General features: G+C 37.1%; 12 protein-coding genes. 6 read left to right on the top strand and 6 right to left on the bottom strand.

All coding sequences use genetic code 11. From position 1 onward, the window contains the following. Positions 1-30 precede the first annotated feature (30 nt). The 6 genes from AC27IF_RS10755 to AC27IF_RS10730 are packed head-to-tail and all read left to right on the top strand — an operon-like array spanning position 31 to position 5,649. Entirely contained in the window at positions 31-1,215 is a 1,185-nt protein-coding gene (locus tag AC27IF_RS10755; RefSeq protein ID WP_487054316.1) for an N-acetyl sugar amidotransferase, read from the top strand. Further along, complete coding sequence (gene hisH, locus AC27IF_RS10750) at positions 1,212-1,835, top strand: imidazole glycerol phosphate synthase subunit HisH (protein WP_487054315.1); 624 nt, start codon at positions 1,212-1,214, stop codon at positions 1,833-1,835. Before AC27IF_RS10755 ends, hisH begins: the two co-directional genes overlap by 4 nt. Continuing rightward, a complete protein-coding gene (gene hisF / locus AC27IF_RS10745) occupies positions 1,829-2,590 on the top strand; it encodes an imidazole glycerol phosphate synthase subunit HisF (RefSeq protein ID WP_487054314.1) in 762 nt (253 codons plus the stop codon). Before hisH ends, hisF begins: the two co-directional genes overlap by 7 nt. Before the next feature lie 2 nt (positions 2,591-2,592). Continuing rightward, positions 2,593-3,675, top strand: coding sequence for a hypothetical protein (locus tag AC27IF_RS10740; RefSeq protein WP_487054313.1), 1,083 nt, complete (start codon positions 2,593-2,595; stop codon positions 3,673-3,675). A gap of 5 nt (positions 3,676-3,680) precedes the next feature. Beyond that, the gene (locus AC27IF_RS10735; RefSeq protein ID WP_487054311.1) at positions 3,681-5,051 is read left to right on the top strand and encodes a DUF4910 domain-containing protein; all 1,371 of its coding nucleotides are present in this window, start codon (positions 3,681-3,683) and stop codon (positions 5,049-5,051) included. A 19-nt stretch (positions 5,052-5,070) separates the two neighbouring features. Beyond that, positions 5,071-5,649 (top strand): GNAT family N-acetyltransferase, encoded by a 579-nt coding sequence (locus tag AC27IF_RS10730; protein ID WP_487054309.1) that lies wholly within the window; start codon positions 5,071-5,073, stop codon positions 5,647-5,649. Between the two features lie 18 nt (positions 5,650-5,667). On the opposite strand, the gene AC27IF_RS10725 is transcribed toward AC27IF_RS10730, so the two are convergent. From AC27IF_RS10725 to AC27IF_RS10700, 6 genes are all read right to left on the bottom strand, one after another. After that, complete coding sequence (locus tag AC27IF_RS10725; protein WP_487054307.1) at positions 5,668-7,782, bottom strand: GSCFA domain-containing protein; 2,115 nt, start codon at positions 7,780-7,782, stop codon at positions 5,668-5,670. 75 nt (positions 7,783-7,857) lie between these two features. Then, positions 7,858-10,017 carry a motility associated factor glycosyltransferase family protein gene (locus AC27IF_RS10720; protein WP_487054306.1) on the bottom strand — a complete coding sequence of 720 codons (2,160 nt, stop codon included), beginning with the start codon at positions 10,015-10,017 and terminating at the stop codon, positions 7,858-7,860. A gap of 60 nt (positions 10,018-10,077) precedes the next feature. Next, positions 10,078-10,416 (bottom strand): hypothetical protein, encoded by a 339-nt coding sequence (locus AC27IF_RS10715; protein ID WP_487054305.1) that lies wholly within the window; start codon positions 10,414-10,416, stop codon positions 10,078-10,080. A 29-nt stretch (positions 10,417-10,445) separates the two neighbouring features. Then, positions 10,446-10,871: a flagellar export chaperone FliS gene (fliS, locus tag AC27IF_RS10710; protein WP_487054303.1), complete on the bottom strand. Its 426-nt coding sequence runs from the start codon at positions 10,869-10,871 to the stop codon at positions 10,446-10,448. A 39-nt stretch (positions 10,872-10,910) separates the two neighbouring features. Further along, on the bottom strand, positions 10,911-12,278 hold the full coding sequence (gene fliD / locus AC27IF_RS10705; protein ID WP_487054301.1) for a flagellar filament capping protein FliD: 1,368 nt from the start codon (positions 12,276-12,278) through the stop codon (positions 10,911-10,913). A gap of 194 nt (positions 12,279-12,472) precedes the next feature. Then, complete coding sequence (locus AC27IF_RS10700) at positions 12,473-13,285, bottom strand: flagellin N-terminal helical domain-containing protein (protein ID WP_487054300.1); 813 nt, start codon at positions 13,283-13,285, stop codon at positions 12,473-12,475. Positions 13,286-13,532: the final 247 nt, after the last annotated feature.

Here is a 13,532-nt window from a genome sequence, read left to right as displayed (position 1 = left end):
ACACAATAAATAGCATTGGAATAGAGCACTATGCAAAAATGTACTGCCTGTAACTTACCTGAAACTTATGAAACCATTGAGTTTGATGAACATGGTGTTTGTAATATCTGCCGACAAAAAGTATTTAAAGATGAGCAAGTAGACTGGAAAAAACGCGCCGAAATGTTGGCACGTGTGATCGAAAAGCATCGTGGTAAGTATGAATATGACTGTATATTGCCTTTTTCTGGCGGTAAAGACTCTACATACACCTTATGGTATTTAGTAAAACACTTTAATATTCGCCCTTTGGTCGTACAATTTAATCACGGGTTTATGCGTGATACTTTATTGGAAAATAACCGTCGCACTTTTAAAAAACTTGGTGTTGATGTTATTTCATTTACGCCAAATTGGAAGTTAGTCAAACGGCTAATGTTAGAAACATTAATCCGCAAAGGTGATTTTTGTTGGCATTGTCATACCGGTATTTTCGCTTATCCTATGCACATAGCCCTTAAATACCAAGTACCGCTTATTTTCTGGGGTGAGCCATCATCAGAGTACACCGCTTATTATAATTATGAAGATAATGAAGTGGAGCAAGTAGATGAAACTCGATTTAACCGCTTTATTAATTTAGGTATTACAGCTGAAGATATGTATTCGATGATCAAAGACGATTATCAATGTGATCCGCGTGAATTAATCCCTTATACCTATCCTAAATTGAGAGATTTAAAGAAACTAAAATATCAATCAGTTTGTTTAGGCTCGTATATTCCTTGGGATGTAAAAGCCAATACTAAAATGATTGAAGATGAGCTGGGTTGGCAAGGTGACCAGGTTGAAGGGATGCCTTGGGAAGAATATTCTTATGAAAAAATAGAGTGTTCTATGCAAGGAATGCGCGATTATATTAAATACTTGAAGCGAGGTTATAGCCGAGTCAGTCAAATGACGGCGCTCGATTTACGAAACGGTAGAATTGCCAAAGAACATGCCGATAAATTAATTGCCGATTATGAAGGTAGAAAGCCGCCATCATTGAATTTATTTTTGGAGTACTTAGGTATTAGTGAAGATCAATTTAATCACATCGTCGCCAAAACAGTAGTCCCTCCCTTTAAACCAGATTTTGACGGCATGGAGTATGCGCCTAAAACCAGTGATTTCGATCGTTGGTATCGAGAAGATCCTCAAGACCGAGGCATAATCGCGAAGAACTCAGTGTGATAGGTATACTTAATATTGGCTTAGGTAATGTGCAATCGGTTTATAACGCCATCTATGAAAATGGTTATGATCCTGTTTTTGTCAATAAGCCTGAAGAGCTTGATGAACTAAGCCATTTTATCCTTCCCGGTGTTGGAAACTTTAATGCGGTAATGGCTCGTATGCAGCAACTTGGCTTTGTTGATGCAATCAAAGCATTAATTGCCCGTGGCACTCCCACCCTAGGCATTTGCTTAGGAATGCAGTTATTAGCAAGCTCAGGAGAAGAAGGAGGAGTCACCTCAGGCTTTGATGCCATCAATGCAAAGGTCACTAAAATACCGAATAGCTCAGGTTTACGGGTGCCACATGTTGGTTGGAATGAAGTTAAGTTCACCCAAGCACACCCTGTATTTGAAGAGATAAAAGACAGCCGAGATTTTTATTTTGTGCACAGCTACCATATGCAATGTCAGCAAGTAGATTCAGTTATTGCCACAACAGAATACGGAGAAAATTTTGTCTGTGTTGCTGCTCATAAAAATGTTATCGGTGTACAATTTCATCCTGAAAAAAGTCAGAAAAACGGCATGCAATTACTCGAAAATTTTTGTGAATGGGATGGAGTTTTTTCATGTTAAAGAAGCGCATCATCCCAATGATGATGTTACTGGATGATCAGTTAGTAAAAACGAGTCAATTTGATACTTGGCGTAATGTTGGCGATCCAATAAAAAGTGCTAGCGTTTATAACTCACAATATACCGACGAATTAGTACTAGTAAACATCAGCCGCGAAAACAGAAGTTTAGAACAATTAGCTCAACTAATACCTGAAATAGCGCAAGTGAGTTTTATGCCGTTAGCCGTAGGTGGCGGTATTAATAGCCTTGAAGATGCCGCTTATTTGATTAACCAAGGTGCGGATAAAATTATTATCAACTCAAATGCTTATCGTAACCCTGAACTAATCAGCGAAATAGCCAATAAATTTGGCCAGCAAGCGGTGATTATTAGTATTGATGTTAAAACCGATACTCAAGGCGAACACCTGTTATTTTCCCATTGTGGCAAACAGGCAGAAAGCATTAGCTTATCTGAACATATTAATACCTGCCAAGAAGCCGGCGCAGGTGAGTTTATGATCCAATCGATTACTCATGATGGCATGATGGCTGGATTTAACTTACCCTTATTAACACAAGTAATGTCATTGGCTAGTGTGCCAGTGATCGGCTGTAGTGGCTCTGGTAATTACCAGCACCTTAGGGAGGCATTTGTTGAAACAGATGTCAGTGCGCTAGGTTGTGGCAGTTTGTTTAACTTTTCCGATAGCAACCCAATACGGGCTAAAAACTATCTAACCAATTATGGTCTCCCTTTTAAAAAGGTTTAGCTATGGCAGATGATTTTAATAAAAAAGTGAGTGTTAATTATGCTCAGTTAAATCACATCGTTCTTATTGGCGGTGGTGATTTAATGGCAGAAAGCGCTCATATATTGCATAGCGCAGGCTTTAAGATAAGTATCATTGCTGCTACACGTCACATTAATGAGAAGTTAGTGCTAACAGATAGAACCTTGGCACAAGCTTGCGATGAATTATCTTTAAAGCAAACGACACTCGATGATATTAACCAGCTCAGTAAAGCTCAATTACAAGAGCTGCTCCCTGAAAAATCCATGGCCATTTGTTATGGACCCGCTTGGGTGTTTGGCAAACAAGTGATAGCGCAATTTCATTTTGGTATGTTTAATATTAACGCCATCCCTATTCCACATTATTTAGGTGGTGCGCACTATACTTGGCAGTTACTCAATAAAAACCGCCAAGGTGGCTGCTTTTTTCAACAAATAACCCAAGATATTGACCAAGGTGATATCTATGCCAAACATGAGTTCAGTATTAGTGAACAAGCGATTACGCCTGATGAGTACTTTATAGAGAATATAAAACAAGGGAAATGTTTTATCGAAAAACTGGCTGAGCAGTTTAAACAAGGTAGTGGCTTTTCCCCAACCCCCTACTCGCCACTAAATAAAGATAGGCTTTACCTACCTCGTCTTAGAACAGATAAACAAGGCTATATTAATTGGCAATGGTGTGCGGAAGATATTATTAGCTTTTGCGAAGGCTTTGACTCTCCTTATATTGGCGCAGCAAGCTTTCTTAATAACAAGATACTGCGCTTTAAAAACGTAAAATCGATAATATTAACCGGTAATAATGGCGAAGAAGTGCCACCGATGCACCCCTTTTGCGCAGGACTCATTGTACGGAAAACCTCAGATGAAAATAGCTGTCAGATTGTGGTTGCAGCGCAAGGTGGCTTTATCTCATTAGACGGCGTTTTTGATGAGCAAGGTGATTGCGCTAAAGAGACATTAAAAGAAGGTATGCGTTTACATACACCACAAAAAATCCTCGATGAGGCGCTCGCCTATCAAGTGATTATTGATGGTCAAGGATTTAAGGATTAATGACGATGACGGTACTTGCATTAGTCAAAAAGCTCTTCCCTTTTAGTTATTCAATCACAGGTCAAGGTAATGATGATGCCATTGCTCAATACCTAACTGAGCTAGATTTTACTGTTCATGAATATGCTTCAGGTCAAAATTTGAATGGTTGGTTTATCCCACATGCTTGGCAAGTGAATAAAGCCTGTATTTATCAAAACGAACAATTAATTTATGATGCTAAAACATCGCCATTAGGTGTTGCTAGTTTGTCCCCCAGTTTTTCAGGTGAACTTACTTTAACTCAACTACAAAACCATATTGCCAGTAGTGAGTTATTACCAAATGCAGTGTTATATCAATGGCAAAATTTATATCGACCTAATGACATTACTTGGGGAATTTCTATGCCCCATCAGCAAAGAGAGCAATTAACCGATAGCCGTTACCGTGTGGAGTTAGAAACCGAACAGTTTCCAAGCACCATGAAAGTATTAGACTATCTATTAGTCGGTGAAAGTGAAGAAACCATCGTTATTAATGGCCATAATTGCCATCCTTTTCAAGCCAATGATGATATTTCTGGCTGCGCAGTAGCGATTAGAGTGATACAAGCGCTAGCAAAAAAAGCAAAAACTAAGAGACTAAAATACAGTTATCGAGTGCTAATTGCGCCTGAATTACATGGTCCTATGTTTTGGCTAGACGAAATGACAACGCAAGCACAGTCACAACTTAAAGGCTGTATTTTACTTAAATCAGTAGGTAATACCGCCGCTATGCGCTTGCAACGCAGTTATTTAGGGGATAAGTCACTTGATAAAGCGGCGCAACAAGCGTTTGCCAATCAATACGGTGAATTTGAACAAGGAGCATTTCGCAGTATCTATGGTAATGATGAAACGGTTTTTGAATCACCTCCCTATAATATTCCAACAATCTCACTTACTCGTTGGCCTTTTAGTGAATATCATAGCGATTTAGATACTCCGGAAACATTATCTGAACAGCACTTACAAGACAGTGTCGATCTGGTGCTTAATATTATCGACTGTTATGAAGAACTACCGAGTGAAAACCCTATATCTGCTAGCAATACAATAACGACTAAGCTTGCCAGCGACAATTATTCACAAAGTTACAACATTAACTTTCAAGGCTTAGTTTGTTTATCTGCTTATGGTCTATACAAAGCCATTCCACCGGTCGATGATGATGGCGTAGACTATAATTCTTTACATGGTCGCTGGAATAAATTAATGAATTGCTTGCCCAGGGAGCTTGACGATAATATGACGGTAAATGAACTAGCAAACAAATATCAATTACCTGATGATGAAGTGTATCACTACTTACAAGAGTGGCTTGAACACGGCTTACTTACTATTAAAGATTAAGAAAACTTAGGTTAAACATATGACAGTAATCAAACTCTCAAGTGAACAAGTACCTTTAGTTTACTTGCAATCAATTACCGAGCAAGACGCCAGTGAAGACTATGTACAATGGCTTAATGATCCCTTAGTTAATCAGTTTCTAGAAACCCGGTTTTATCTGCAAGATTTAAATGCTGTACTTGGCTTTATTCGTAGCATGGTAACAAACCCTAATGAGCATTTATTTACCATACGTTTAAAAGAGAATGATCAGCACATAGGCAATATCAAAATAGGAGGTATAAACACTCATCATAATATTGGTGATGTGAGTTTATTTATTGGTGATAAAAACTCCTGGGGCAAAGGTATCGCGACCCAAGCGGTGCAATTAATATCACGCTATAGTTTTGAGCAATTAACGCTTCGAAAACTTTGTGCTGGCGCCTACCAAGACAATGTCGGTAGTACAAAGGCCTTTTTAAAAGCTGGCTACCAAAGTGATGGTGTGTTGGCTAACCATTATACCAGTAATGGTAAGCCTGTTGATTTAGTGCAAGTTTGTTTATTTGATCATCAACAAGCACAACTACCCAACATTGTTATTGAAAGTGACTAAGTCACTTAAATGACAACGCTACGACTCAGTAACAAATATTTCTTTGAACATATTAACCACTTTTGCCACGGTAGATGATTTCACGTGACGTGTATCACTTTCCCAGGCATCAGGCGTACATTCAGTCACTAACTCATAACTGGGTAAATAATACATATCTTTATTGGCGGCAACTAACTGATCTGCTGCGACACGAAGTACTGCTTTAGAATGACAGTTAGCACTAATGATGTGCTGCTCATCTGCTCTACCTGTTGCTAAAAATGGGATTGGAGAGACACTTATAATCAATTTAAAATCAGGGTTATGCAGTTTTATAATGTCAAAAAATCTTTGTATATTGGCAACATTTTCTTCTACCGTTAAGGTTTTATGTTTTACTAAATGAAACATATTCTCTCTTGGGTTACGCGACATTACCGTGCCATCAGCAAGCTGCCAACATTCATTTAGACCTAATGTCACCACGAAGACCTGACATTGTAAAAATGCCTGTTTTACCGCATCAATATGTTGCTCATAATCAGCTAAATAAGCTTGTTGTGAATTAAAAGCGACATTTTCACGGTAAGGGTCGAGGTAGTGACCGGTTTCAGATTGTATTAATAATTTATTAAATTCCCTAACTCCAAACGCTTTTTCAGCTAATTGGCAGAAGCTTGGTGTGTTAAATAGTATGCCGTAATTAGCACAGAACTTGGCTATCTCATCTCCTGGAGTATAGCCATCAACTTGCATACCTGAATACAGATTATCATTCCGCTCAGTGATGACATAGTTATAACCTTCTTGCTGAAAATATTTTGCTATTTCAAAAGCAAAACAACTACCGGCTGAGCCAATAGCAGTGCCCATATCCATGATTGGATGTTTTTTGGCATAAGGCAGCATTTCAAATTTCGATTGAGGATATTTTTCATGGGCTGGGTTTGGCCAGAATACGCCATTAGGGTTAGGCTTATTAGCTAAGGCATAACGCCCCATACTATCAATAAAGCTGCTTTCATAATCAGAAAATTCAGTTAATGCTTTTACCCACTGTTTTTCAAAAACTTTTTCAATAGAGAGCTGATTGACGATTAAAGTCTTTACATATTTTAATAAAGTAAAAACCGAATAACATTCAATCAAATGAGCATCGTTAGACTTGATATATTTAGAAACCGTAGCCGCCGTTGCTATATCACTAAAGATATTTGCCATTAAATATTCAACGTGTTCAAAATTTTCTACGTTATAACCAAGTCCTATCTCAATTTGCTCTTGAGGCTTTAAGGTCTCGATCGTTATTCTTTTACTGATTTCAGTAAAATCCCTAAAGTCTTGGCAGTCATAAATAGGAAAAAAGTACTCCTCTACCACTCGTTTCCAGTGAACCTCACTAGGTACTAAACAAAAATTAAGGGCATATCTTGGTATCCCAACTTTAGGTGGTATGACACGGTGAGCAATTTGATTAGGGTTAAAAATTAAAGTATCGCCTGCGTTAGCTTGTATACCTTTAGGTTGATAATCAATATTAAAATGCTGACATAAAGGCTCGATATCGATATTTCGTTCATGAACTTGATTAAAAATATAGCCAATTTCCTTTAATGCTAATGTCGATGCTTCATCAAAGTAGCCAGTATCACTACCATGCTCTTCAAAACCATTCAGGTAAGTAATCAGTTTTAAATGTTTAGACGGACCGCCATCACAATGCCATTTAGTAGAGTACCAGTCTTCTTCATCATCAATTTGTACTTTATTGATTGACCACCAATACACACAATATTCACTGTCAAAATATGAACGAATATGATCATCAAGCTCAGCGGTAATTACTTGCGGCAAAATAACTTCTAATACTGAAGGGTGTTGAATACCTTTATCGTCATTTTCAAATTCTTGAATTAATGACTGACAAAGTTCAGAAGGAATATGATTACGTAAAACGTGCAGGTGATCTTTTTTTAAGGGAGTATTAACCGAGTTTCGCTGATAGGCTGATTGTGCTTTTTTAGTAATTTCATCAAATCCATGTTCATGCTCAAAGAATTTAAATACTTCTTTATCAGCATTGGCTAACAAAAAATAGTTATGCTCACCTATGGTTAATTCTTCACGTTTTAAATCATTTGCAGACATCATTTACTCCCTAAAAATCATCTTTCTCAGTTATCAAGCAATAGCTATACCAATACTATTAGCTAATGATGACTACAATTAATCATTCCACCAATCAGAAGTGGTGATATGCGGCACTAAATAATTTTCTTTATAGTAGACAGGTGCTTCTTGGAAGAAGTTTTGAAAATGCTTTTTCGCTTGATTAAAGTCATCAACAGCGACACTTTCATCACGTGCTTCATAAAGTGTACGCATTAACATGGCTTGGTAATGTAAAAGCGTACCATCAAGTAGCAATGAGAAATTAGTAAATTCACCCGTTTCTAATTCGGCTGCAGCACGAGATTGCTCTCGAATCATCTTGACGCCTTCAGCAATGCTATCAACAGGCTTATCAATAATGTCACTTAGGTTTTGGCAAATTTCTTCAAGCTTTTTACAATCGACTTTTTCTATGACTCGTTGATAAAGAGCATGATCTTCATCCAACCATGCCGATTGTGTATAAGCATCATCAACTAATTGTTTTTTATCAATATCGTTTTTGTGTGATAAATCAATACTTTTAGCTGGTTTAGCATTTTGTATTTTCGCACCATCACTTAAATTGCTACAGCGTATATCACTTTTGGAGAGTAATAATTTTTCAATCATAGCTCGTGACATATTAAAGAAATCATTACAAACAAACTCACCACCGAAATTACCTTCAATACGGTTTTGAGAGTCTTCACTAAGGTATAAAGAAAGATCTTCACCATCTTTATTATAATAAATACTTTTAGAGCTATGGTGCTGACCGCCCTGTTTATGCCCTAGGTCGACACCAAATAAATAAAATTCTCTAAAGCCTAAAAAGTACCCCATCGCCATCGCGGTATTAGATACTGTTGGGTTAATAAACACTGTCGGTTCGAACAAGTCTTTACCGACAATATCATTAACAATAATATCTGTAGACGGCTCTCTAGATTTAGGGCACATGATAGCGCGGTCGAACAACTTAAACGTTTCTGGATGTACTGTAGAAGGCGCGAGAAGCATATGAGTGCGAACAAACTCAGCATCACCATAATCTTTCACTTTTGCCGCTACTGGTAAAGTTCTTTCTTGCTCACAATGAAAATCTACCTTGATACCGTAACTCATTAAGGCACTTAGCGCTGAGCCACAACTGATCACTATCGCTTTATCTTGATATTTTTTAACTAAAGCTATGGTTTGATCTAAAGATGGACCATTGCCAACAACGAAGACTGGCACGTCTACTAGCTGCTCATTAAATTGCGCCGACTTCTTCAATAGTGGGATATTACTTTTTAGGTTACTTAACGTATGAGACAGTGACATCACACCATCATCAAAAAATCCCCAACCTTGTATCATCTCATAAAAACGGCCTTTATATATTGCCAATAAGTTTTCTATAAGTGGTGAATGGTAGTGGACATAGCCAAACGTTTTAACAACATCATAACGGCCATTTTGATAGGTTTGAAATAATAAATCCTCAAAAAATTCATTATCTTGTACGCCAATAGATAAGTGTAAATTACTTTTTTGATTATCTAAGCGATCAAAAATATATTGCCAATTGGCGGTATACAAAGAAGCATAAAAAAGATCTAGCTCGGGCTCAATTAAGTACAAGTTATTAATATGATGTTGGTTAATCAATAACTCTATATGGTAGCCAGCACCGGCACCAAATAAGACTAAAGAGCCGATGGTATCGGGTAAACCTTTATTTGGAGAGTTCTCTTGCTCTACCCGGTTAGTCAATATTTTCAACACTTCATTTAAATGTGTTGAATGAATAAAGTTGCCTTTATTCTCTTCATTCATTTCGAAAGTTGAGTGCGTTGATTGCGGTGCCTGTTGATATTGAGCTAATTGAGCGGTAGCCATTAAATACGCAGGATATGGGTATATATGCTGCTGAGTTTCTTCATCAAAAATATTGGCAAAACCATCAACAATCTCAACAAAATATCGACTAGGTTGGTAATCTTTTACAACCTCATAAACCTCAGGGAAATACTCCTGAAATGCCAAGAGATTTTGCTCAAATTGAGCTAGCAGCATTTCTTCATTGCTAGCAAGAAGAGACATAGTATCTGCAATAGCTTGCAAATTTTCTTCAGTTTCTGATGAGTGAAGCTTGCCCTTTATTTTCTGCTCAACCGCTTGTGCTTTTTCTTCTAATAAACGGATTTTTTCAACAAGCTCAGCTTGAGTGGGAATGTGATTTGACAAAATAATTAACCTTAATAAGACCAATAATGAAACTATAATGCGTCAATATAATGATGGAAACTAGCGACTATTCGATTGGTATTGCTTTAATGCATATTTAGTCTTTGATTGTTTAACACTTTTTTGCAAAATAGTCGATTTTTGCTCGTTAAGTTTATTAATCGCGGCTTCATCAGTACGTAATATCCATGACATCAAATCAATATAGCTTTCCACCGAGGGGGATTTTGAATGTTCGGGTAAGGATGCTTGTATGGTTTGATCAAGCGCTACTAACATGGTTTGTCTTTGTTTTAGCGCTTGCTGGCATGATGCTATTTCATCATCAAAAGTAAATTGAGCCGCTGCAAGGGTTAGCTTTTTAATCTCACTTATTTGTTGTTCAATAGTATCAGTCATAATAAGTCGTCATAAATACTTGAGCGTTATTAAGCTTGTTTTTCTTTTGATCTTAATAATTGATGACCTTCAGATTTATCGGCCTCAGACATCTCGGCCCAAGCATCTCTTAATGGCTTTAATAATGAAATCACTTCATCAAGAATAGCAACATTTAAAGTAGCACTAGCATTCATCAATCGATCTGCACAATACTCATATAATGCATCAAAATTCGCAGATATTTCTGGTTGGGCATCATCATCAAGTGATGCACGTAATGAATTAATGATATTAACCGCTTTGGTTATTTTTTCTGCTTTTACAGTAAAGTCTTTACGCTCTATAGCGCCTTTCGCAAAAGCAATACTTTCTAACGCACCGTTAAATAACATTAAAATAATAGTGTGTGGCTCTGCAGCAAGTAAGCTACTTTCTCGATTTACATTTTGATAGGTTTTTAAGTTACTTCTCATTAGATTCACCTTAATTAATTATTAGTGAGTATTTCATCGTTAGTCGTCACCGCTACCTATAATATTAGATAGTGAAGACTTAACATACTCAGCAGTCGCGTTATAACCAGCAAGTGTTGCATCCAATGCTGTAAAACGCTTTCTTAATGTATCTTCATAGTCACGTAATCGGTCTTCTAAATCGATCCACTCTTGATCTATATCAGAAATTTGCTCATTTAAGGTTGTTTCTCTTGAAGATAAAACACCAGTAGATGAGTCAATATAGGTATCAATGAACGTAGTCATTTGAGTCGCTATACCATCTGTAGAAGCAAATATCTCGCCAACTTGATCTAAGTTGTTTTTTAATGCATCGGCTAAGCGCTCTTCACCGCTTGGTATTGAGCTACTGCTAAAGCTTGAAATTTCAAGCTGGCCGTCTTTATTTAAATCAATTCCTATCTTGCTTAATGAGTCTAAACTTCCGGTTAAGCCTGTAACGCTGTTAATAACAACATCAGTAAGTTTTTGTCTTACCTGACGTAAATTAGGATCGAAAGCCAAGCGCCCTAACTCAGGCGCACCAAGGCCTGTAATGTTATACATCAAATCATTAAAACCATCGACAAACTCATTAATAAGCGCGGTGCCATTTTCTTCATCTTGGGCAATACTTAGAGTCGCAGGTGTACCAGTATTAACTTTTTCAGCGGTAATAGTGACGTCTTCAATAACGTTTTGAAATTCATTTGTGTCATTAGTTATGGTATTGCCATCAACAATAATAATAGCATCAGTCGCTGCTTGCTCAGTGACATTATTAGTCGATATTTTATCTAGTGAGGCATCTGACGTTGTTACCGTCAAATTATTGGCTAAACCAGTAACCGTAGAGCTATAAACTAAATATGAACCAGCATCACTATTAATAATGTTAGCAGTAACACCAAAATTTTCTGACTGTTCATTGATTTTGTCACGAATAGCCGAAAGATCATCGCCAGCATCTATGGCAACATCAAAAGTATCAGCACCTGCCGTTAAGGTTAATGTCCCTGAGCCAACAGTATCAGTTGCACTGGTAAAAGAATCAGACTTTAATCGAGTTCCTTGTGCAAGTTGCTGTACTTCCACTGAAAAATCACCATTACTAGCAAAACCGTTCGTAGTAACACTGATATCTTCGGTTGAAACACTAATCGTTTGTTGATTGAAAGCATCAGCATCGGCAAGCTTTTCAAGCGTTTCATTAAAAGTAGATAGCGCTGATTTAAAACTACCAACACCTGAAAGTTCAAGGGTTAATCTTTCTTCTTTTTCTTGAAGCCTTATTTCAGTAGGGATCGCTTCAGCATCAATAAATGCCGTCACTATACCTTCTAAATCTAACCCTGAGCCAATACCCAGAGAGGTAATGCTAGTCATAATAACTCCAAAAAAATACTATTTAATTAAATCTATAAAGATGCTATTCATGTTACAGCAAGGATAAATAAATTTATTTTACTCAATTTAAGAGTATCTTCAAAATATATGCCAAAAACAAACTTTTAACCAATAAAAACAAAAAGGCGACTAGTAATTAGTCGCCTTTTACGTATTTATTAGCGACTATGTAATTATAGTAGCGATAAAGCAATTTGTGGTTGCTGATTCGCTTGAGCAAGCATTGAGCTTGCCGCTTGTTGTAATACTGAATTACGAGCAAGCATTGCTGATTCTGCAGCATAATCTGTATCTTCGATACGAGAGCGTGATGCTGATACGTTTTCAGCTGCGTTATCATTACTACGGATAACACTTGAGAAACGGTTTTGCTTAGCACCTAAGTCAGAACGAGTACTGTTTACTGTCGATAATACTGAATCTAAGTCAGTAATACGCGATTGAGCACCATCAAAAGTTAATAATGAACCCGAAGCGCCAATTGTACCTGAATCAAAATCTTGTGCGATTGATACAGAAATCGTTTGTCCTGCTTCAGCGCCGATTTGGAATTCTGCAGCGTATGAGCCATCAAGTAGGTTAGTACCACCAAATGAGGCTTGAGTAGAAATACGCGTTAATTCTAATTCTAATTCACCGAATTCAGTATCTAGTGCCGTTAAATCAGCTGCAGTATTTGAACCATTTGATGCTTGTACTGCTAAGGTACGCATACGCTGTACTGTATTTGTGTACTCATCAAGTGCACCTTCAGCGGTTTGTGCTAAAGAGATAGCATCGTTTGCATTTCGTGAGCCTTGATTTAAGCCATTAACTTGTGAAGTTAAACGACTTGAAATTTGTAAACCAGCAGCATCATCCTTTGCACTGTTAATACGCTTACCTGATGATAGGCGTTGGTAACTTGTCCCTAATTCTTCAGTTGCTGCTGACAACTGACGCTGTGAGTTTAATGAGGCTATATTACTATTAACACTTAAGGCCATGATGCTTTCCTACTATAGTTATTTATCTTCTGTAGAAATAGTTAGTATAAATCACTAATTATTTCCTGTTCTAATATCTATATCGACCGCTTTAAACAAAGCTTTAATATTATTTAACTTTTTTATTAAATAATATTAAAGCCATCACAAAAACAAAGTAACCAATTGAAACTAAAGGATATTACCGATTTACCTTTCCTAACCATGCCTTTTATAAGCACTTTAGGGAATATATATTTGTACTCTT

Source organism: Colwellia sp. KS18-150, from assembly GCF_057551365.1.
The sequence above is the reverse complement of the archived record's forward strand: the minus strand, read 5'-3'. Positions and strand labels throughout refer to the sequence as shown.